This is a genomic window from Streptosporangium sp. NBC_01469, assembly GCF_036227305.1.
Classification (GTDB): domain Bacteria; phylum Actinomycetota; class Actinomycetes; order Streptosporangiales; family Streptosporangiaceae; genus Streptosporangium.
This window is the reverse complement of record NZ_CP109465.1, coordinates 10,061,750-10,085,043: the sequence shown is the minus strand read 5'-3', so window position 1 is coordinate 10,085,043 and position 23,294 is coordinate 10,061,750. Positions and strand designations below refer to the sequence as shown.

Annotated in this window: 11 protein-coding genes; 10 read left to right on the top strand and 1 reads right to left on the bottom strand. The window is 64.8% G+C overall.

Annotation, left to right across the window (positions count from 1 at the left end; genetic code table 11):
* Window positions 1-165: 165 nt before the first annotated feature.
* The 4 genes from OG587_RS43990 to OG587_RS43975 all read left to right on the top strand — a co-directional run bounded on the left by OG587_RS43990 (window position 166) and on the right by OG587_RS43975 (window position 14,109).
* Window positions 166-5,283, top strand: a complete 5,118-nt coding sequence (locus tag OG587_RS43990; protein ID WP_329084799.1) for a DEAD/DEAH box helicase — start codon at window positions 166-168, stop codon at window positions 5,281-5,283.
* A complete protein-coding gene (locus tag OG587_RS43985) occupies window positions 5,280-8,105 on the top strand; it encodes a helicase-related protein (RefSeq protein ID WP_329084798.1) in 2,826 nt (941 codons plus the stop codon). The genes OG587_RS43990 and OG587_RS43985 overlap by 4 nt, the downstream gene beginning before the upstream one ends.
* Window positions 8,102-12,229, top strand: coding sequence for an Eco57I restriction-modification methylase domain-containing protein (locus OG587_RS43980; RefSeq protein ID WP_329084797.1), 4,128 nt, complete (start codon window positions 8,102-8,104; stop codon window positions 12,227-12,229). The genes OG587_RS43985 and OG587_RS43980 overlap by 4 nt, the downstream gene beginning before the upstream one ends.
* A 122-nt stretch (window positions 12,230-12,351) precedes the next feature.
* Window positions 12,352-14,109, top strand: coding sequence for an AIPR family protein (locus tag OG587_RS43975; RefSeq protein WP_329084796.1), 1,758 nt, complete (start codon window positions 12,352-12,354; stop codon window positions 14,107-14,109).
* A gap of 174 nt (window positions 14,110-14,283) precedes the next feature.
* On the opposite strand, the gene OG587_RS43970 is transcribed toward OG587_RS43975, so the two are convergent.
* Entirely contained in the window at window positions 14,284-14,841 is a 558-nt protein-coding gene (locus OG587_RS43970; protein ID WP_329084795.1) for an ATP-binding protein, read from the bottom strand.
* Between the two features lie 210 nt (window positions 14,842-15,051).
* Between OG587_RS43970 and OG587_RS47435 the strand changes: the two genes are divergently transcribed.
* The 6 genes from OG587_RS47435 (at window position 15,052) to OG587_RS43940 (ending at window position 23,264) form a co-directional block, all read left to right on the top strand.
* A complete protein-coding gene (locus OG587_RS47435) occupies window positions 15,052-15,237 on the top strand; it encodes a helix-turn-helix domain-containing protein (protein ID WP_443075357.1) in 186 nt (61 codons plus the stop codon).
* 35 nt (window positions 15,238-15,272) lie between these two features.
* Window positions 15,273-16,735, top strand: a protein-coding gene (locus tag OG587_RS43960; RefSeq protein ID WP_443075356.1) for an IS3 family transposase whose coding sequence is annotated in 2 segments (ribosomal slippage) — window positions 15,273-15,644 and window positions 15,647-16,735 — 1,461 coding nt in all. Because the reading frame shifts where the segments join, the coding sequence is not laid out codon by codon here.
* A gap of 46 nt (window positions 16,736-16,781) precedes the next feature.
* Window positions 16,782-18,017, top strand: a complete 1,236-nt coding sequence (locus OG587_RS43955) for a hypothetical protein (RefSeq protein ID WP_329084794.1) — start codon at window positions 16,782-16,784, stop codon at window positions 18,015-18,017.
* Window positions 18,018-18,211: 194 nt separating this feature from the next.
* Entirely contained in the window at window positions 18,212-19,174 is a 963-nt protein-coding gene (locus OG587_RS43950; protein WP_329084793.1) for a DNA-processing protein DprA, read from the top strand.
* Between the two features lie 815 nt (window positions 19,175-19,989).
* Window positions 19,990-22,068: an AAA family ATPase gene (locus OG587_RS43945; protein ID WP_329084792.1), complete on the top strand. Its 2,079-nt coding sequence runs from the start codon at window positions 19,990-19,992 to the stop codon at window positions 22,066-22,068.
* Window positions 22,065-23,264 carry an McrC family protein gene (locus OG587_RS43940; protein WP_329084791.1) on the top strand — a complete coding sequence of 400 codons (1,200 nt, stop codon included), beginning with the start codon at window positions 22,065-22,067 and terminating at the stop codon, window positions 23,262-23,264. Before OG587_RS43945 ends, OG587_RS43940 begins: the two co-directional genes overlap by 4 nt.
* The last annotated feature ends 30 nt before the right edge of the window (window positions 23,265-23,294 follow it).

Genomic DNA, 23,294 nt, shown 5'->3' with positions numbered 1-23,294 from the left:
GTTAAATCGGATGCTCATCCGGAAAAGCCGTGGAAGTGCTCGGGTTCCGGTCAGTCAATCGGTCATTTCGGGCGCTGTCCTAAAAGGGGTATCTGTCCATAAATGGATGTCTTTCGGGTTCATGAGCGACTTATATCCGACTATGACCGTTTTACTACCTCGCTCGTGCACGTGCGCGACGAACGGATCGCCCAGCACCTGAAAGACGAACAGGAGGCGCGGGTGCGATGGCCGCACCCGTGGGTCTCACTGAACCCCAGCTTCGCCGGTGGCGGCACGATCTCCGAATTGGTCACCGAGGGTCTGCTGCACCCGATGTGCGAGCAGCTCTTCAGGATCAAGACAGATGGGAACGATCCAGGAAGCCGGCCTCTCTCCCTCCACCGTCACCAGCGCGAGGCGGTCGAGATCGCCCGCGACGGCGGCAGCTACGTTCTGACCACCGGGACGGGCTCCGGTAAGAGCCTTTCCTACATGGTCCCGATCGTCGATTCCATCCTGCGCGATCCCGAACCGGGACGGGTCAAGGCGATCGTCGTCTATCCGATGAACGCGCTGGCCAACAGCCAGCTCCACGAGCTGGAACGCTTCCTGGAATGGGGGCTTCCCAGCAATGCGCGTCCGGTCAGCTTCGAGCGTTACACCGGGCAGGAAGCCCCGGAGAAGCGCAGCCGAATCCTGGCCCGCAAGCCCGACATCCTGCTTACCAACTACGTGATGCTGGAGTACTTGCTTACCCGGCCGGACGAGCGCCGCGACCTGATCGGCGCGGCCCAGGGCCTGCGCTTCCTCGTGCTGGACGAGCTGCACACCTACCGGGGCCGCCAGGGCGCCGATGTGGCGTTGTTGGTACGGCGGCTGCGTGACGCGTGTGACGCACCGAACCTGCAGTGTGTGGGCACCTCGGCCACTATGGCGACCGGCACCTCCTTCGCGAAGACCCGGCAGGTAGTGGCCGGCGTCGCCACCCGCCTGTTCGGCACCGAGGTCACCGCCGACCGAGTGATCGGCGAGACGCTCGTCCGCGCCACCGCCGACGCCGCTCCAACCCGCGCCGAGTTGGTCGACGCCATGGCGGCGGCGGGCGGCGACCGGTCGTACGAGGCACTGGTCGACGACCCGCTGGCTACCTGGATCGAGTCGGAGTTCGGCCTGGAGACCGAGGCGGGGAGCGACCGGCTGGTCCGCCGTCACCCGGCCAAGGTCGCCGAGGTCGCCGAGAAACTGTCGGTGGCCACCGGACGGGCCCAACAGGACTGTACGGAGGCGATCGAGCGCCTCCTCCAGGAGGGAGCAAAGGCCCCGCACCCGGAGACCACCCGGCCGCTGTTCGCGTTCCGGCTGCACCAGTTCCTCTCCAAGGGTGACACCACCTACGTCAGCCTGGAGCCCGAGGACGTCCGCTACATCACCAGCCAGTACCAGGTCAGCGTCCCCGGGCAGCGAGAGAAGATCTTGCTGCCACTGGCCTTCTGCCGGGAGTGCGGCCAGGACTACCTCGTCGTCGCCAGGGAGAAGGGCGGCCGCTACAGCGCCCGCCAGGAGGCGAACGTTCCCGGTGGTGACACGGTCAACGGTTATCTCTACCTCAGTACCGAGCACCCCTGGCCGGCAGACCCGATCGGAGAGGGCAGGCTGCCGGACTCCTGGCTGGAGCCGGACGCCGACGGCCGGTCCCAGGTGCGCCCGGCGCTGGGCGACAAGCTCCCCCGCGAGGTGTGGCTCGGCCCCGGCGGCTCCGAAGTTCCCACCGGTGCGGGAATCCAGGCGTGGTACGTGCCCTCGCCGTTCCGCTTCTGCCTGCGTTGCCGGGTGGCGTACGAGCAGAACCGGGGCCGCGACTTCGCCAAGCTGGCCACCTTCGCGACCGAGGGTCGCAGCTCGGCGGTGTCGATCATCAGTGCCAGCGTGGTGCGCAGCCTCCACGAGCAGCACGGGAAGGGACAACTCGACGAGGATGCCCGCAAGCTGCTTACCTTCGTCGACAACCGACAGGACGCCAGCTTGCAGGCCGGTCACCTGAACGACTTCGTCCAGGTGACCCAGCTTCGCGGCGCGCTCTACCGGGCGGCGAGGTCCGCGGCCGAGGAGGGGCTGCGCCACGACGAGGTGGCTCAGCGGGTGGCCAGGGCGATGAACTTGCCACTGGCCGCCTTCGCGGACAATCCCGAGGCGAAGTTCGGTCAGAAGGAGGCCGTGCTCAAGGCGTTCCGAAGCGTCCTCTCCTACCTGATCTATCTCGATCTGGAGCGCGGCTGGCGGATCACCATGCCGAACCTGGAGCAGACCGGGTTGCTTCGCTTCGACTACGTGGCCCTCGACGAGATCGCCGCCGACACCGAGTACTGGGAGAAGGCACATCCGGCGTTGCGTACCGACGACCCCGCGCACCGCGCGGACCTGGCACGCATCGTGCTGGACGAGATGCGGCGGGCGCTCGCCATCGACGTGGAAGATCTCACCCCGGAGGGGTACGAGCGGATCCAGAAGCAGAGCGGCCAGCACCTCACCGGGATCTGGGCGCTGCCCGACGGCGGCACCCGCGACAGCGCCCGTACCGTCTTCGCCCGCCCCGGACGTCCCGGCGAGAGCCGCGACCGGGTTAACTTCACCGGCCGGTCCGCCCTCGGCAATTACCTCCGCCGAGCGGGGATGTTCCCCAACCACCCGGACCGGCTGACCGTCGACGACGCACAGGCGATCATCGCCAGTCTGCTGGAGACCCTCAAGGAGTACGCCCTGCTCACCGAGGTCCAGGAGGGACGCGACGGGGCGAAGGGCTATCGGCTGAAGTCGTCCGAGCTGATCTGGCGGGCCGGAGACGGCAGGACCGGCGCCCCCGACCCGCTCAGGAAGACCGTGGACGCCGAGGTCGGCACCCGGGTCAGCGCGTTCTTCAAGAACCTGTACGCGGAGGTCGCCACTGAGTTCGCCGACATCCACGCCGCCGAGCACACAGCTCAGGTGCGCTCCGAGATCCGCCAGGAGCGCGAGGAACTCTTCCGTGGCGGGAAGCTTCCGCTGCTCTACTGCTCGCCGACGATGGAACTCGGCGTCGACATCGCCACCCTGAACACGGTGGCGATGCGCAACGTGCCGCCAACCCCGGCCAACTATGCACAGCGCTCCGGCCGCGCGGGCCGGAGCGGCCAGCCGGCCCTCATCACCACCTACTGCTCCACCGGCAGCGCGCACGACCAGTACTACTTCCGGCGCAGCCACCTGATGGTCGCCGGGAGTGTCCAGCCGCCCCGGCTCGACCTGACCAACGAGGATCTCGTCCTCTCCCACGTGCACGCCATCTGGCTGGCTGAGACGGGCGCGCACCTGCACAGCCAGATGGCCGAGGTGCTCGACATATCCCGCCTTGACAAGCTGCCGGTGCGCGAGGAAGTCCGACTTCAGATGGCGGACGAGTATGCGCTCCGCCGTGCCGTACCGCGTGCCCGGCGGATGCTCGACACTATCGCCAAGACCGAGAAGCTGGAGCAGACCACCTGGTGGGACGAGGACTGGGTGGAGCGGAAGGTGCGGGGCGCGGCCGAGCGGTTCGACGCCGCCTGCGACCGGTGGCGTGACCTGTACCGTGCGGCGATGTCCGAGCAGGCCGAGCAGAACCGCCGCGTCCTGGACCATGCCTCCACCCCTCAGGCCAGAAAACAGGCGCAGGGGCGCCGCCTCCAGGCGGAGAATCAGATCCGGCTGCTCAAGAACGAGGACACCGAGCAGCAGTTCAGCGACTTCTACACCTACCGCTACTTCGCCTCCGAGGGGTTCCTGCCCGGCTACTCCTTCCCCCGGCTTCCGCTCGCCGCCTACATCCCCGGCCGCAAGCAGCGCGGCAGCTACGTGCAGCGCCCCCGTTTCATCGCGATCGGAGAGTTCGGCCCCGGCGCGCTGATCTACCACGAGGGTCAGCGCTACCAGGTGGCCAGCGTCCAGGTCCCGGCCGGGGAGTCCGGCGACGTGGCCACCGCCGAGGCCCGGATCTGCGCGGAGTGCGGCTACTGGCACGCCCGCGAGGTAGGAGTGGAACGCTGCCAGGAGTGCGACACCGAGTTGGGTGGCTCGCTCAACGGCTTGATGCATCTGCAGACCGTGCACACCGTCCTCCGCGAGCGGATCTCCTCCGACGAGGAGGAGCGGCGCCGCGCCGGGTTCGAGCTGGTCACCAGTTACCGGTTCAGCACACACGGCACCCGCTCTGGTCGGCTGCGGGCCGACGTACGGGAGGCGGGCGGCGCGAGGAGATCGCTGGCCGAGGTGGTGTACGGCGACACCGCCACCGTCCGCGTCATCAACAGGGGAGCCAGGGGACGACGGAACTCCAACGACGTCGGTTTCTGGCTGGACCCAGTCCGCGGCCGGTGGCTCAGCGAGACCAAAGCTGCCGAGCGCACCCCCGAGGACGAGGGGCTGGCGTTGACCCAGGACGCGCAGCGCGTGTTGAAGGTCGTTCCGTTCGTCGAGGACCGTAAGAACATCTGCGTGATCCGGCTTACCGACCGGGTGTCCGGCACCGTGGCCACCACCCTGCGCTACGCGCTGGAGCGCGGCATCGAGGCCGAATTCCAGCTGGAGGACGCCGAGCTGACCAGCGAGGAACTGCCCGACCCGCAGGACCGTGGGCGGATGCTCTTCGTTGAGAGCGCAGAGGGCGGTGCCGGGGTGCTACGCAGGCTGCACGACGACTCCGACGCGTTGCGGCAGGTGGCCCACCGGGCGTTGGAGATCATCCACATCGATCCGGACACCGGACAGGACCTCGACCACGCGCCGAACGCCACCGAGCGATGCGAGCGCGGCTGTTACGACTGTCTGCTCTCCTACGGCAACCAGCGCTGGCACGCGGAGATCGACAGGCTCGCGGTGGTGGACATCCTGCGGGCACTGGCCGACACCGCCACTGAGCCGAGCGGCGGCCATGTCTCCGTCGAGGAACACGTGGACAGCCTCAGCGACGCCGCGGGCAGCGAGCTGGAGCGCCGTTTCGTTGACTTTCTGCGGGAGGGCGACTACCGCCTCCCCGACGGAGCCCAGGAGCTCCTGTCCGACGCCAGGGCGAAGCCGGACTTCGTCTACCGGACCAAGGCGGGCAACGTCGCCGTCTTCGTCGATGGACCCCATCACGACGACGCGTATGTCACCGAGCGCGACATTCGAGCCGAGGACCGGCTCATGGATCTGGGCTGGCTGGTCATCAGATTCCGACACGACGAGGAGTGGGGCGAGATCGTGCGCAGGTACCCGAGCGTCTTCGGCACCGGACGGGGCACCCGATGAGCTACGACGTCGGCGCCCTGGTGGCCGCCCGGGGCCGCGAATGGGTCGTCCAGCCCGGCAGCGGCGACGATTTCCTGCTCGCTCGGCCGCTCAACGGCGACACCGACTTCGAGGCCTGCCTGTTCGCCGACGAGGTCACCGACGCGACCTTCCCGCCGCCCAGGCCTGAGGAGGTCGCCGACAGCGTCGCCGCCGGACTGCTGCGGACCGCGCTGCGCATCGGCTTCACCTCCGGCGCCGGGCCGTTCCGCTCGCTGGCCTCCATCGCGGTCAGCCCGCGCCAGTACCAGCTCGTCCCGCTGCTGCTCGCACTGCGGATGGAGACCGTACGGCTGTTGATCGGCGACGACGTCGGCATCGGCAAGACCATCGAGTCCGGGCTGATCGCCAAGGAGCTGCTGGAGCGCGGTGAAGCCACCGGCCTGACGGTGCTCTGCTCCCCGGCGCTGGCCGAGCAGTGGCGCGACGAGCTGCGCGACAAGTTCGCCATCGAGGCGACCCTGGTGCTGCGCTCCACAGCCAACCGGCTGGAGCGCGAACTCCGCCATGACGAGACCATCTTCGACAAGCACCGGTACACCGTGGTCTCCACCGAATTCATCAAGACCGACCGCCGCTACCAGCAGTTCGTCCGCACCTGTCCGGACCTGGTCATCGTCGACGAGGCCCACACCTGCGTGTCGGCCGGATCGACCGGAAAGCAGGGCCAGCTCCGCTACCGGCTGCTGGAGCAGATCGCCAGAGCCACCCCCAAACGGCACCTCATCCTGGTCACCGCCACTCCGCACAGTGGTAAAGAGGACGCCTTCCGTGACCTCATCGCCCTGCTCGACCCCGAGCTGCGCAACGTCGACCTGGAGAGCGTGAAAGGCCGCGAGCAGTTGGCCGGGCACTTCGTACAGCGCCGCCGCCGCGACATCCGCAAGTTCCTCCGCGAGGACTCCCCCTACCACCAGGAGACGCCCTTCCCGCAGGACCGGCACATTCGCGACGTCTCCTACGCGCTGACCGGCGAGTACGGCAGGCTCGCCCGCAAGGTCCTCGACTACGCCCGCGAGACGGTCCGCAAGCCGGGCAGCGGGCTGCGGCAGCGGGTGTCCTGGTGGTCGGCCCTCGCGATGCTGCGCTCCGTCGCCTCCTCCCCGAGGGCCGCCGCCGCCACGCTCGTCACCCGATCGGCCACCATCCGCGCCGAGACCGACCGGGAGGCCGACGAGCTGGGGCGCTCCAGCGTGCTCGACCTCACCGACGAGGAGGCCCTGGAGGGCATCGACGCGGCGGCCGGTGGTCTTGCCGAGGACGACGAGACGTCGGCGGAGGCCAGGCGGCTCAAGAAGCTGGCGTCGGCCTTCGCCGCGATCGAGGGTCCGTCGGAGGACGCCAAGCTCGCGGCGCTCATCGACGAGGTCAAGTCGCTGCTCGCCGACGGCTACGACCCGATCGTCTTCTGCCGGTTCATCCCCACCGCCGAGTACGTCGCCGAGCACCTGGCCAAGGCCCTCGGCAAGAAGGCGCACGTCCGCCACGTCACCGGGCGCCTCCCCCCGGAGGCCCGCATCGAGGCCATCGACGCGCTCGGCGCCGAACCCGGCCGGCACGTGCTGGTCGCCACCGACTGCCTGTCCGAGGGCGTCAACCTGCAGGAGCACTTCCAGGCGGTCATCCACTACGACCTGGCCTGGAACCCCACCCGGCACGAGCAGCGGGAGGGCCGGGTCGACCGGTTCGGCCAGCGCAAGCAGATCGTCCGGGCCGTCACCATGTACGGCCTGGACAACGGCATCGACGGCGTGGTGCTCAACGTGCTGATCCGCAAGCACCGCGCCATCGCCAAGCAGACCGGTGTCGCCGTCCCCGTCCCCAGCGGCGGAGACGACGTGATCAAGGCTCTGATCGAGGGCCTGCTGATCCGCGGCGACAACGACCAGGACCAGCTCGACCTGGACTACGGCGTCACCAAGACCCGCGACCAGATCCACCGGGCCTGGGAGAGCGCCGCCGACCGCGAGTCCAAGGCGCTCACCAAGTACGCGCACTCCGGCGTCAAGCTCGACGAGGTCGAACGCGAGGTCGCCGAGATTCGCGCCGCTCTTGGCAGCTCCGACGACGTCGCGCGGTTCGCCCGCGACGCGCTCTCCGGTTTCGGCGCGATCATCGACAACCGGGTCGAGGGCTTCGCCGCCGACACCCGGCAACTGCCGGTCTCGGTACGGCACGCCCTTGGCCTCAGCTTCAACGGCAAGGCCCCGGAGCTGAATTTCCACCCGGACATTCCAGCACCACCCGGCAGCCACGCCCTGGTACGGACCGACCCCATGATCCGCGACCTGGCCCGGACGGTCCTGGACTCCGCACTCGACGCGGAAGGACCGGCCGGCCGCTTCGGCGTCGTCCGCACCGACGTGGTCCGCACCCGCACCACGGTGCTCCTGGTCCGCTACCGCTTCCACGTGACGCTGCCCGGCCGGGCCGGGACGCGCACCCTCATCGCCGAAGACGCCCAGGTGCTCGGCTACCGGGCAGCCGAGGACGGGCGCGAGTGGCTGAGCGACGCCGAGGTGTCGGAGGTGCTGACCTCCCGGCCGGAGAACGTCCTGCGGCAGCTCATCGACCGCACCGCACAGCGCGTCGCCGACGAGATCCCCGTCCTCGACGACGACCTGCGCACCCGCGGAGAGGCCCTCGCCGACAGGCTCGCCGAATCTCACCAGCGGGTCCGCGGCGCGATCGGCGAGAGAGTGAGAGGACTCAAGGTGACCGCCAACCCCGAGACCGACGTGCTCGGTGTCTACGTCTACCTCCCGACCGGCGGTGCCCGATGAAGAAGTTCGCCTACCTGGCCGTCAAGGTCGAGGGCGGTCTGATCCCGCAGGACGTGCTCTCCCGGATCGGCGCCGCCGACCGCGAGCTTCCTGGCATCCGCCCCGAGGACTACCACCTGGCAGCCTCGGAACGGCTGGGCGACGCGGCCAGCCGCAGGTGGGAGTACCTGCTCGGCGCCTACCGAGCGTTCCGCGACCGGGTGGACAAATTGCCAGACGGCGACGCCGCCACCACCCCCACCAGGGAACGCTGGCTGCAGGTGCTCCTCGGCGAGCTGGGCTTCGGGCACGTGCCGTACGTCCGGGGTGGCTTGAAAGCGGGGGAGAAGGAGTTTCCTGTCTCCCACCTGTGGCACAGCGTGCCGATGCACCTGCTCGGCTGGAACACCGAACTGGATCGAGGCGTCCCCGGTCGTGCGGAGACCAAGCGGGCCCCGCAGTCGATGCTCCAGGAATTTCTCAACCTCTCCGACGACCACCTGTGGGGCGTGCTCTCCAACGGACGGCAGCTCCGAATCCTGCGCGACTCCACCAGCCTGGTCGGCGCGGCGTACGTCGAGTTCGACCTGGAAGCCATCTTCGACGGCGAGCTCTACTCGGACTTCGTGCTTCTCTACACCCTGCTGCACGCCTCCCGCTTCGAACTGATCTCCGGCGACGACTCCGTCCCCACCTGCGCCGACTGCTGGCTGGAGAAATGGCGCGCCTTCGCCGACGCGACCAAGCTGAGAGCCCGCGAACAGCTCCGCGACGGTGTGCAGCACGCCCTCGAAACGCTCGGCACCGGCTTCCTCGTCGCCAACTCCAAGCTCCGTGACCAGCTCGACTCCGGCGCGCTCAAGAAGAAGGACTTCCACCACGAGCTGCTCCGGTTGGCCTACCAGCTCATCTTCCTCTTCGTCGCCGAGGACCGGAACGCGCTGCTCGCCCCGGGGGCGTCCCAGGCCGCGAAGGACCGCTACGACGCCTACTTCTCCACCCGGCGGCTGCGCAACCTCGCCGCCCGGCGAGCCGGGGACCGTCACACCGACCTGTGGAAGACCACCGCCCGGGTCATCAGGGCGCTTGGTGACGACGACGGCCTACCCGCGCTCGGCCTGCCCGGCCTCGGCGGTCTCTTCTTCCGTACGGACGACGCCCTGGCCGAACTGACGGACAGGCCCGTGCCCGACCAGTTCCTCGTTTGCGACCTGCCCAACCAGGCGTTGCTCACCGCCGTCCGGCACATGTCCACGGTACGGGGCAAGGACGGACGACCCCGCGATGTCGACTTCCAGCACCTGGGAGCCGACGAACTGGGCAGCGTCTATGAATCACTGCTGGAGCTGGTCCCGCACCCCGAGCTGGCGGTGCCGTCATTCACGCTCAAGACCGTCGCGGGCAACGACCGCAAAACCACCGGGTCGTACTACACGCCGTCGTCGCTGATCGAGTCGCTGCTCGACACCGCCCTCGACCCGGTCATCGACGAGTACGCCGCATCCGGGGTCGCCGACGACCTGTTGAAGATCACCATCTGCGACCCGGCCTGCGGCTCGGGACATTTCCTCGTCGCCGCCGCCCGCCGGGTCGCCAAGCGGTACGCGACCCTGGTCACCGGCGAGGCCGAGCCGGTGCCGTCCGAAGTGAACAAGGCCATGCGCAAGGTGGTCAGCAGCTGCGTCTACGGCGTGGACATCAACCCCCTCGCCACCGAACTGGCCAAGGTGTCCCTGTGGATCGAGTCGTTGGAACCGGGCAGACCGCTGGCTTTCCTGGACGCCCATATCAAGGTCGGCAACGCCCTGATCGGCGCCACACCGAGGCTCATCGCCGCCGGTATCCCTGATGATGCGTTCAAGCCGATTCCAGGCGATGACCGGTTTACGGCGGGCTCGCTCAAGAAGCGGAACGCGCGAGAGGTTCAACGGGGTTTGCGGGAGTCCGGCAGCGCATCCCAGTCTCGGCAGGATGGGCTGTTCGACAGGAGCGAAGCGCAAGGCAACGAGGAGCTTGCTGAGCAGGTTCGCACTCTGGCTGCTCTCCGAGTATCCGGCGTCGCCGACGTCCGTGAACAGGAACGACGCTTCCGCGAGCTGGAGAGTTCCGACGTTCTCATGCAGGCTCGCCAGATCGCTCACGCATGGTGTGCCGCGTTCGCCTGGCGCAAGCACGACGATGCCCCCGAAGCCATCACCACCGCTACCATCCGCAGCTTGGAAGCTGGTGCCTCGTTGGCACAGGATCGGGCAAACGAACTTCAGAAGTTGACCGAGCAGTATGGCTTCTTCCACTGGCACCTGGAGTTTCCCGAGGTCTTCCGTGTCGGCGGTTCCAGTTCCGACCTGAACCCAGCCACTGGTTGGGAAGGTGGCTTCACCTGTGTTCTCGGCAATCCTCCTTGGGAGAAGGTCGAGTTCAAGGAGCAGGAGTTCTTCGCAACCCGGAACGAGAAGATCGCCAAAGCAAAAAACGCGGCAGCGAGGAAGAAGGCCATCGCGGCGCTGGCGACCAGTATGGAAGAGGCTGACCGAAATCTTCATGCCGATTTCCTGCTCGAACTGCGTGTGCCCTCTGTCTGGACGAGCTTCCTAAAGTCATCGGGACGCTACCCGCTGACGGGTATGGGGCGTTTGAACACATACGCAGTTTTTGCGGAAACCGGGCGGATAATGACTGCTCCGCGTGGCCGGGTAGGAATGGTTCTCCCCACCGGTATCGCAACCGATGCCGGTACGCAATTCTTCTTCAAGGACATGATCGCGACTAAAACGCTTTCCTCGCTTTATGACTTCGAGAACGAGGATAAGGTTTTCGCGGACGTCCATCACTCGTTTCGATTCTGTTTATGGACTGGCACCGGCCCTCGGTCTCCCCAAGGGAAAATCGAGCTAGCTTTCAGGGTTCGCCAGGTTCCGGATATTGCTGAACGGGAATTTGTTCTCACTCCAGAAGACATCAGGTTGCTCAACCCGAACACCAACACCTGTCCAGTGTTCGATTACAAACAAAATGCAGAAATAACTCTCAGTATCTATCGTCGCGTTCCAGTGCTATGGCGAGATCACTTTGGCGGAGAGGGGGGTAATCCTTGGGATATCTCGTTCATGCAAGGTGTATTTAACATGGCGAGTGACTCAGATATCTTCCGACCTAGTGCAGCTGATAACGAGAGCATGGATAGCATGCTTGATTCTGGCTGGAAGTTTGAAGGCAATGTTCTCACGCGTGATGGTGAGCGGTTGCTGCCGCTGTACGAGGCGAAGATGCTCCATCATTTCGACGATCGTTTCGGTACTTACGGGGGGCAGACTCAAGCGCAAGCTAATGTAGGCACATTACCTCGACCGACTTCGGTGCAAAAAGATGACCCATCTTATACAGTGCAGGCCCGTTACTGGGTAGCTGAGGATGAGGTCGAAGAGAAGCTTTGCCCGCCAAATATGGTCGAAGGTGATCGTCGTTTCCGTAAGTGGGAGAAAGGTTGGCTGCTTGGCTGGCGCGACATCTGTCGTAGTTCAGACACTCGCACTGTCATCAGTAGCATCTTTCCCCGGGCTGCCACTGGCCATACCTCCCCTCTGATGCTCACCTCTTCACAACAGGTACCTGGCTTGTACGCTAATCTATGTTCATTTGTTCTGGATTACGTCGCCAGGCAGAAGATTTCTGGCACGCATCTTACCTACAACTATTTTAATCAGCTTGCAGTGCTGCCGCCTGAGTCATATGAGCAGGATTGTCTGTGGGATCCGAGCGAGCGGCTGAGCTCATGGGTAAATGTACGAGTGATGGAGCTTTCATACACCTCCTACGACATGGAAGCTTTTGCCCTCGATCACGGCGAGGAAGGCGCTCCGTACAGATGGGACGACGAGCGCCGATTCTGGCTGCGGGCCGAGCTGGACGCGGCTTACTTCCACCTGTATGGCATCGTTCGCAAAGACGTGGACTACATCATGGATACCTTCCGCGCCTTCCGGAACAAATCTCCCTACCTATTTCAGCGCACTAAGGACACGATCCTGGAAATTTACGACGCCATGCAGGGTGCCATCGACGGGCGCAAGCCGTACCAGACTCCTCTCGACCCGCCTCCCGGAAATGGCCTTCGTCATCGTAAACGTTCCGAATTGAAAAAGTAATACTCCTGAGAAGAGTGTCCCGCCTTACGTGCGATGTCCAGTATTTGCAGAAGTAAATTAGCTTATATGTAATCTGATTCCCGCCCTCTTTGAAGGCGGCTTTTACCCGGAGAGGTCTGGAAGTGAACGATGTCGATCCTGAATTAGCACTACAGAGGGCATTGGACTCTAGAATCGATCTAGATCGTTACAGGCATTCTAAGCGGCTGCTGTTTGCTGCGCAGATCCTATTAGGGATCGAGGATATTCACACTATCGCTGCGGATGCTCTTACCGATACTTCGGGAGATCGCTCATGCGATTTTCTTCATGTGGATCGAGACGCCGGGATAGTCGTTTTAGCTCAATCATACGAAGCTCTCAAGAAGAAAACAGTCGCTGAGTCAAAAGTTCGAGACCTGCATCAGGCAGTTGATTGGCTGTTGACAAAGGAACTAAAAGGGCTTCCTGTTCGGCTTGATTCAGCGATTTCGTCAGCTAGGTCGGCTATCGAAAACGGAGAAATTCGGCACCTTAAGATCTGGTTTGTTCATAACCTCGAAGATCAGCCGCAGATTCACGAGGCGTTAACTGGGGCTAAGGATGCTGCAAGTAACGCCCTGAACTCGCTTTATTCGGATGTTGCGCCAGAGATTAGCGTTGAGAGCTTAGAAGTATCTCTACCCCAACTCGCTTCATGGTATCGGAGCTATGAGTCTCCGATTGCCGTAAAAGAAGTAATACAAATTCCATGGAACGGAGGACAAAAAATCTCCGGCCCTGGATGGGAAGCAATTCAAACCAGTGTGCCGCTAAGCTGGCTCGCGGGGCAATATTGGTCATACAAAGAAGCGCTCTTTTCGGCCAATGTGCGAGACTACCTAGGGCGAATAAATCGTGCAAGCAATATAAACAACGGTATTCGGGTAACCCTACAACAGGAGCCTGAGAATTTTTTCGTCTACAACAATGGCGTTACTGCTTTGGTCGACGATTTCGAGATAGATAATGAAGATGTCCTGATTATCAAAGGAATCTCCATCGTCAATGGCGCTCAAACTACGGGCGCTCTTTCCGGAAGCGGGGGCGCTAATTTAGAGAAGGCGCAAGTAGGTATTCGATTTATTAAATGCCGCGATCAGTCGGTCATTGAAAAAATAATAAAGCTCAACAATCGACAGAATAGCGTGTCGGTTGAGGGATTCCGCAGCAATGATCGAACTCAGCAGCGACTCGTAAAAGAATTTTCGAGTCTAGGTATCTCGAATTACGTGCGTCCTCGCTTAGGGGGTAATCAGGACGCGGTCCGTCGAGTAGATAACGCAGCCATTCGAGCCACTTATGCAGCACGGGCCCTGGCTTCATTCCACGGCGATCCCGTGACTGCTCACAGAAACCCCTCCTCTATATGGGACTCAAACTCCCTTTATCGAAGATATTTCAACGAGGATATAACGGCGCGTCACTTTCTGCTTTGCTGGGGGGTTGGGAAAGCCATAGAGGAACGCCGATTAGAGCTTCAAAATTCTTCTCGGTTGCAAGGCGGCAAACGCAAGCAGCTTGACTATCTGGGATGCCAAGGTGCCACGTGGCTTTTGATCGCAGCGGCATCAAGCTGCGTGACGTCGCATCTAGACGAGCTTCCAAAAAATTTATTTCGTATCGAGTTAGCGGACCCAGTGGGTCCTAGTGAGGCTATTGCCTTATGGCGACCAATGGTTAAGTGCTTAATCCCTTTCGCCCCCGAGCACCTGCAGCCATTAGTGTCTCAAGCCGTGCGCTGGAATTTGGCTCAACAAGGTGAGGTTATCAAAAAATTTGAGGCAGCGGCCCAGCCAGTGTTAGAGGATGTGGATGATCTATGGGATGCTTTTAGGGAAGCAATACAAGTCCGACCTTAGTGGCAAGGTGGATATTTTATGTGACCATAATGCCGAAGAGTCAGTTTGCATGCGGTGCGCTGCTCTTGTGAGCTGCCAGGAGTGTGGGCTTCTGGAAGTCACGGACATGGGTGTTGAAGTGGCTCTGAGTGATGGGCGATCGAAGGGCTTGGCTTTCCAGCTTCAGGAGGAGAATTAAGTCAGGTAGGGCGGAGCGGTGGGGAATGGGTGCTGGTTGTCGGGGCGGGTGGGCAGGGCGAAGGTGACGGCCTTGGTGGGGGCGCCGGTGGTGAAGGTCGTGGTGGCGTAGACGTGGCAGTGGCCGTGCGAGAGCCGGTGGGCCAGGAGCAGGCCGCGGCCGTTCTCGGCGAGTAAAGGCAGGCCGATCTCGTCCACCGAGTGAAGCAGGTTGAAGATGATGCCGACCTCGCGCAGGTCGGGATCGCCGTCGACGACTTCACACCAGGTAGGGACGGTGTCCACGCTGATGATGCGCAGCTCGTACGGCGGGCGGGCGTGCTTCTCGGCATTGGCGGCGAGTTCGGCGACGACGAGTTCGGCGTCGGAGATGGCGTCCTCGTCCAGGCCGGTCTCCTGGAGCACCTCACGGAGGATGGCGCGGGCCCGGCGGGAGGCCGAGCCGGGATGGAGGGCCCTGACCATCAACCGGATGTCGCCGGGCAGTTCGCCGGTGGTGTGCCGTATGCCGGGGTGATCGGGAGCGTCTGGGGGAAGGTTGTCGGCTGACCGCATGGAAATGCTCCGTTCGCTGTCGGTGACGGTGCACAACAGGAAACGGCACGGTCCTGGGAGAGATGAACGCCGAGGCCGGCCCATTAGTTGCAGGGAGTGAGCAGCGCGCCTGAGGTGGTCGTTTGGTGGTCGTTTCGCTGCGCATGGTGGCGCGGCGAGGCTTGCTGACATGACAATGAGTAGTCGTTCGATTACTTCAGGGGGGCGGTTGTGGGTGGGCCACGGCGGGGCGAAGGGCGTCCGGAGCTGACCAGAGCACGCAGGCAGCGCGGGCTGAGTCAGGGGGCGGCGGCGGAGGCGGTCGGGGTGGGGCCGACGACCTGGGCGCGGTGGGAGCCCTCCCTGTCAGACTGGTGTGACACAAAAGGACAAACTAACCTTGCATGGCATGAGTAGGGCGAGAACTGGATGTTTCTGACGTGACGTTGAGCTTGACCGACCTGGAGCCCGAGCCGGGAGATGATGTCCAGGTGAGCAGCTCCAAGAAGCCCTCGGGCGGCGGCCGGCCCAAGCGCCGGACGTTCACCGCGGACTACAAGCTGCGGATCTTGGAGGAGTACGACCGGCTGCTGGCCGACGGCGAGCCCGGCGCCTCGGGCGCGCTTCTGCGCCGGGAAAAGCTACTGACCTCGCACATCACCGAATGGCGCAAAGCTCGCAAGAACGGCGCATTGGAGGCACTGACCCCGAAGGTCCGCAAACCGTCGAAGTCGGCCGCCGAGGTCGAGAACGAGAAGCTGCGCGCGCAGAACGAGAGACTCACCAAAAAACTGGCGACGACGGAAGCCGCGCTGGAGATCATGGGAAAAGCACACGCGCTCTTGGAAATGCTCTCCGAGAGCGCGGATTCCGACACGAAGCCACGGAAGTGATCGACGGGGCGTTCACCGAACTCGAGCCCTTGACTTCCACGAAATACGCCTGCGATATTACCGGGAAATCCCGGTCGACCGTGCACCGATCACGTAACCCCCGGCCGGGACCTCCCGTGGCGCGGCCGCGTCCGGCCCATCCGGCGAAACTGTCGCGAGAAGAGGCGCACGAGGTGATCGAGACGCTGAACTCGCGGCGGTTCATCGACAAGGCACCTGCCCAGGTGTGGGCGGTCCTGCTGGACGAGGGCACCTACCTGTGCAGCATCTCCACCATGTACCGGCTGCTGCGTGCCGAGGGCATGACCGGCGACCGGCGCGCCCAGGCCACCCACCCCGCCAAGGTCAAACCCGAACTCGTCGCCGATGGCCCCGGCCAGGTCTGGTCGTGGGACATAACAAAATTGAAAGGACCCGAAAAGGGGGTCGTCTACAACCTGTACGTGATGATCGATATCTACTCGCGGTACGTCGTGCACTGGGAGACCTGGCCCGCCGAGAACGCCCACCTCGCAAAACGGTTCATCAAGAATGCCATCGAGCGGAACGGCGGATCGACGCCGAAGACGATCCATTCCGACCGGGGTACCCCGATGACATCGAAAACCGTCGGCCAGCTCCTCACCGACTTGAAGATCGACCAGTCACATTCCCGGCCGAAGGTATCGAACGATAATCCCTATTCGGAGGCGAACTTCCGGACGTTGAAGTACTGCCCGGCGTTTCCCGGACGCTTCGGGTCCATCCAGGACGCCCGCCAGTTCTGCCGGCGGTTCTTCACCTATTACAACAACGAGCACCGGCATTCGGGGATCGCTCTGCACACGCCGGCCTCGGTCCACCACGACACCGTCGGCCAGGTCCAGACCGAGCGCGCCCGGGTCCTGGCCGCCGCCTACGCCGCCAACCCCGAGCGGTTCCGACGCATGCCCACCCCGCCCCGACTACCCGAACGTGCCTGGATCAACCAGCCAGAAGCCAAGATCGAAACGGAGCAATCAGCACAGAACGCTGCAGCCTGACCTGTGTCACCCAGTTTGACAGGCACCGGAGCGTGGAGAGCAGGGCGTGCGAGCGGCTCACCGGGCCCGGATCGCCACCGCGTTCGGGGTTGACGCGCTGGAAGTCGAGCGGTGGATAGACGGCTGGTCCTTCGGGGAGACATCATCGTGGCCGATCACGGAGTACGGCGACACCTCGACGGCGGCTACGGTGAAGTCGGCCGCGTTGTTGTGGAGGTACGAGATGGATGCGTCCCGGCGTCACTTACTGGCCTCATTGCCGTTCGTGCCCTCGGTGCTCGGCGAGTGGCTGATGTCCTGGAACTACGCCACCGCTCCTCGGACGGTCGCGCAGCAGGGGGTCAGGTGCACGGTGGGCCCGGCCGACGTCGCCCGGATCAACGAGGCACGAGAGGTGTTCGGCCAGATAGATCAGCGCTTCGGTGCCGGGCTGGTTCGTCCGGTGGTCGTGCGATACCTGAACGAGACGGTCACTCCGCTGCTGCGGGGCCGCTATGACGACCGGGTGGGTTCGGTGCTGATGACGGCGGCGGCGGGAATGACCTGGCTGGCGGGCTGGACGGCCTTCGACCTGAGTCATCACGGCCAGGCACAGCAGCACTTCGGCCAGGCGTTGCGGCTGGCAAAGGCGGGGGACGATTCGCTGACAGGCGCCTGGGTGTTGGCGACGCTGACCCGCCAGGCGATTCACCTGGATCAGGCCACCTTGGCGGTGTGGCTGGCACGGGCCGCGACCGACACCGCCCGCAGGGCGCAGGCACCCCCGCGCGTCATGGCGTTGATGCTGACTAGGGAGGCCTGGGCAACGGCTCTGCAGTCCAGACCGGCCGAAACCCGTGACGGCCACAGTGGAAAGCAGGTCGAACGCCTGCTCGCTGAGGCAGAGAGCATCCACGTTCAGGGGGCCACCGACCGCGACCCGGTGTGGACGAGCAGGTATGAGGAGGCTGAGCTGAACGCGGAGGCGGGCAACTGCTGGCGGCTGCTCGGCGATCACATACGGGCGGTGAACTATGCGGAAGCGGCCGTGGCCGCGTTCGGTGAGCGCCTCCCCAGGTCCACCCGGCTCAATCGAGTGCATGCCGCCGAGGCATACCTGGGAATGGGCGAGCTGGAGCAGGCCCTCGACTCCGCACGGGCCGCGATCCCGGAGACGAAGGCGTTGGCCTCCACCCGTTCGGTCGAGCTGATTCGGCGGTTCGCCAGCCAGTTGGAGCCGTACGGGGACAGCATCATGGTTCGTGAGTTCCACGACCACCTCAATCACGCCCTCGCCGCCTGATCTCTCACCGCCGTTCCGCGGACCGCATAAGAAGGCGTTCGCGATCATGACCGTCTGACGTCGCCGCCAAGATGCAGGTGTCGCGTGATCGGTCTGACCGCGCCGACGACAGAGGTGTCGTTCAAGGAGATGTGGTGAGACTGAGAGAGGTAAGCACCGGGGCATTGCTCTCGTACACCAGTAGCATCGGGAGCATGGTTCCGGAACTGCGCGAACGTGCCGCTCTTGTGGCGTTGTTGCAGCGTCCTGGGGCGAAGTGGCAGGACATCGGGCTTGAGGTGCTGGAGTCCGGCAGTGCGGTGACCGTTCTCGAATCCCGGCTCAGGCTGCAGGAGACCCTGTTCCCCGCATCCGATCCCGTGGTGTCCGCGATCGCGGATGCGGCGGAGCTGGTGGAGGGTTGGGAAGCGGCGGGTATCGGGGTTCACGCCTGCTTTGACCTTGATTACCCGAGTCGGCTGCGCAGCATCCACCAGATGCCTCCGCTGCTGTTCTCGCGAGGTGGCCTCGTCGAGGATCAACGGGCGATCGCCGTCGTCGGCACCCGCCAGGCGAGTGAGCGAGGATTACGGATCGCTTCAGCGGTGGCGAGAGAGCTGGCTCTGAACGGTGTGACCGTGGTCAGCGGGCTCGCCAGGGGCATCGACACCGCCGCGCACCAGGCGGCGCTCGACGCCCATGGCCGTACGGTGGCCGTGATCGGAACCGGGATCAACCGGTTCTATCCGAACGAGAACCGCGCTCTGCAGGAGCGAATCGCCCACGAAGGCGCGGTGATCAGCCAGTTCTGGCCGGACGCACCGCCCAGCAAGCAGAGCTTTCCGATGCGCAACGCGGTGGTGAGTGGTTACGCCGCGGCCACGGTGGTGGTCGAGGCGCCCTGGAAGAGCGGGGCACGCATCCAGGCCCGGCTGGCTCTTGAGCACGGCCGTCCCGTGGTGATGCCCGACCAGCTTCTGGAACACGACTGGGCTCGGGAGTACGCGAAGAAGCCCGGAGTGCATGTGGTCTCCGGCCTTGAGCAGTTACTGTCGGTGGTCGAGCAAGTGATCTCCGACTTCCGGGCCGATCCTGATGTTCTTTCGGAAGCTCCACCCTGTCTGAAGCAGTTGATCCACGGGCTTCCGTCCGGACTTGCGCAAAGTTGCTTGACATGAGTAACGGCATGACTACAATAGGTGATGCATGGCCCGCTCGGGGTCATGAAGTGAAGCCGGGTTAACCTCCGCAGGTGGTGGCCCGGCTTTCGCGTTTCATCGAGTCGCATAGGTTCGCATCCGACATACGACAGCACTGCTCCCAGTTCCCATGTCGCGGGACCCTCATCAAGGGCAAGCACCTTGGCTGTGCTGCTGACGACCACATCCGCCACCCAGAGAAGCGGCTCCTTCGCGGACGGGGCGTGGCTATATTCGAAACGCGCCGGTCGGCCTGCCAGTCCTCCGAGAACTCTCCGATCATGACGATCCTGGTTCATCTCGCGCTCTGCCAGCACGATGCGGCGGACGTGACTCGGCAGCTCGTTCACCAGCCAGGTCAGGGCTCGGGCGCGTGCGGCTTCCTTGCGCTTGGGCCGTTCGAAGCGGCAGCCGTATACCCGTGCTGAGATCGGCAGAGATTCGACCTCATGGATCAGCGCAGCGCGGGTTTTCTTGTCTTCCTGCGACCAATGCGGTGCGCGAGCGGTAGGTGTCACGGCGGAAAGTCGCGTTCTGGCGTCCTCGGCGATGGCGGGATCCGCGAGCACCAACCCAACCGCGTAGAGCCGGGCTTCGGTGTGAATCGACTCATCGATGTAGCCCGTCATGGGGGCGAGGGGACGCATGGAGGCATCATTTCGTAACACATGGGAGTGGAGTGGCTACTTTCCGGGAACTGGAATCGGCCATTGACCGCAGAAGTGGCAGGCAGCCAAGAGTCGTCACCTGGTTCAGGATGTAATGGTCAGGGTGGACGCGACGATGATCCAACCATGGCATCGCGGATGGAGCTCACCCGGCAGATTCTGTTCATGGCCGCTCGGCTACTGGCCGAGTACCCCGACGGCCTGCCCGTCTCCGAGATGTGGCCGCTCATCAAGAAGCGGCTGCCGGACGTGGACGAGCAGTGGAACGAGAGCGGCAAGTCGAGTAACAGGCCCGAGCTCGCTCTGCAGTGGAAGAGCGGTGGCCTGGTCAAATCCGGTTGGGTCACCAAGGCGCATCGCCGCTGGTATCTGACGCCGCTCGGCCGCATCGCCGTCAAGCGCCACCTCGACGTCTCGTCCTTCACCGTGGAAGCCCATGCCGGTTACCAGTACTGGGCGCAGCACAAGGCGGGGTTCGAGTCCGCCAAACGGCTGGCGGAGGCCGTACCGGAGGGAAGTTGGGTCGCGGCCGGAGACCTGGCCGCGCAGACCGGTCTCGATGGCGCGTGGTTGATACGGCTGTTCCAGGGGGAACGGCCCGAGGGCTGGCATCGGGTGCTGGATTCCGACGGTGGTGTTCCGGATGACGCGCATGCCGATGAGCGGCTGCGGAAGCAGTGGCAGGAGTTGCTCACCGCGGACGGGCTGGACGCGCTGCTCGGCATGGTGCCGCAGGAGCGACGGATCTCCGGCGCCGACCTGCGGCAACTGGTGGACGATGACGCGGAGGACGGCGACGGGCCGGAGCGTCCGCGTCGCGCGTGGTTGGTGCGCGGGTCCAACGTGCACGGGGTGAGTCTGGTGGGGGACTGGCTGGCGGAGGGATACTGCTCGCTTCCGGCCTCCAAGCTCCGGGAGTCGCCGCCGGGGACGACGCAGGAGGCGATCCGGGCGGCGGTGGACGAGGACTACGCACACGGCTCGTACAACGACCGGTTGAAGAAAACCGCCGAGTTCCACGCGTTCCTGTCGCGGATGCGCGAGGACGATCTGGTGCTCAGCAATGATGGGGGAAAGGTCTACCTCGGCCAGATCAAGGGTGGTCCGGCGTTCCGGGCCAGCGTGGAGAACCGGGCCAACCTGCAGCGGCCGGTCGAGTGGCTGAACCCGAAGGCCCCACTCGACTTCGCCGACGACCTGCCGGATGAGATCTCGGCGAAGCTGGCCACCCAGCACGACGTGCTCGACCTGACGGAGTTCGTCGAGGAGTTGGAGGCGCTGGTCGGGCCCGAGCCGGACAGGGCGGCGGTTGTCCGGGACCTGGTGCTGCCGGATGCCGGTGCCGAGTTGGCCGAAGAGTTGCTCGTCGACCAGGAGTGGTTGCAGGAGTGCGTGGAACTGCTCCGCGACCGTCCGCAACTGATCTTCTATGGGCCACCGGGGACGGGGAAGACGTACCTCGCGCAGCATCTCGCCCAGTTCCTGGTGGGCGGGAAGCCGGAGAACGTCAAGCTCGTGCAGTTCCATCCGGCCTACTCGTACGAGGACTTCTTCGAGGGCTTCCGGCCGGTGCAGACCGCCGACGGACAGGGCGTGACCTTCAAGCCGCTGCCCGGTCCGTTGCTGCGGCTGGTGGACGCCGCTCGGCAGCATCCCGAGGAGCCGTACGTCCTGATCATCGACGAGATCAACCGGGGCAACCTCGCGAAGATCTTCGGGGAACTGTACTTCCTGCTGGAGTATCGGAAGAAGGCCGTCGACCTGCTGTACTCCTCGGCGGAGGGGACCGGCCAGGCGTTCACGCTGCCGGAGAACCTGATCATCCTGGGCACGATGAACACCGCCGACCGGTCGATCGCGCTGGTGGACGCGGCGATGCGGCGCCGCTTCGCGTTCGTGGAGCTGCACCCGGAGGAGACGCCGACCCGGGAGATGCTGGGGCGATGGCTGGAGCGCAAGGAACTGCCCGACGCCGCCGCCCGCCTGCTGGCCGAGCTCAACGCCCGGATCGAGGACCGCGACTTCAAGATCGGCCCGTCGTACCTGATGCGGGCGGCGATCCACCGGGACACCAAGGGGTTCGAGCGGGTCTGGCGGACCCAGATCCTGCCGTTGCTGGAGGAGCACCACTACGGCGACGGCATCGACGTCGCCGAGCGGTACGGCCTGTCCGTACTCCGGCACCGGCTGGGGCTCGATCGGTGATCGATCTGAAGGAGGGCGCTCCACCGGTCGAGTACGAGCTGACCACCGAGCAGGTGGCGGCGCTGGCGGCGGCGAAGGTCGTACGGATGGGCCCCGGACCGAGGCCGGGACTGTGGAAGGTCCGCGACAACGGATACGTGGGCGCGGCGGTCATCGGTGGCGTCGAGGTGCGGATCACCCCGAAGACTCCGATCGACCGGGTGCTCTTCCTTCTCGGGTACGCCAGCCGGCCGCGCGGGTGGCGGCAGGAGGAGGTGAACGCGGGGGAGCACCCCGATCTGCTTCCGGCGCTCGCGCACGCCTACGCGCTGGCCGTCGACCGCGCCCTGCGACAGGGAGTGCTGCAGGGTTACCGGGAAGTGGAGGAGGCACTGCCGGTCGTGCGGGGCCGGATCCGGGAGGCCGACCAGATCCGCCGCCGGTACGGGCTCCCGCTGCCGGTCGAGGTCCGCTACGACGACTACACCGTCGATATCGCCGAGAACCGGCTGCTGCTGGCCGCGTCCGCCCGCTTGCTGCGATTGCCCGGCATTGCCGTATCGACCCGCAAGACGTTACGGCACACCATCGCCAGGCTGGCCGGGGTCACGCCGCCGGTGCCGGGGCAGCCGTCCCCGGTGTGGCGTCCCAGCCGGATCAACGCGCGCTACCAGACCGCGCTCGGGCTGGCCGAGCTCGTGCTCCGCGGAGCCTCCTACGAGCTGGACGACGGAACGGCCGTCCGGGTGAACGGCCTGCTGGTGGAGATGTGGCGGGTGTTCGAGGACTTCGTGACCGTGGCCCTCGCGGAGGCGTTCCGCCCGTCCGGTGGCCGCACCGAGTCGCAAGACCGCCGCCACCACCTGGATCACGGGCGGCGGGTTCTGCTCAAGCCCGACCTGGTGCGCTATGTCATCGACTCCGCGGGGAAAGAGGTTCCCGCCGCGGTGGTGGACAGCAAGTACAAGATCTCAACAGGACCCGACGGCCATGGTGCGGATCTCTATCAGATGCTGGCGTACTGCACGGCGCTCGGTCTCGATCGCGGTCATCTGGTGTACGCCGAGGGGAGCGCCGAGCCGTATCGGCACGTGGTGCACGGCGCGGGGATCGAGATCACGCAGCACGCGATCGACCTGACCCTGCCACCGGTGCGCCTGCTCGCCACCGTCGAGCGGGTCGCCGGATCGATCCTGCGGAACGACGTCGGCCGGTAACCCGTATCGCTCGGGTGCGGCGTGCGGATG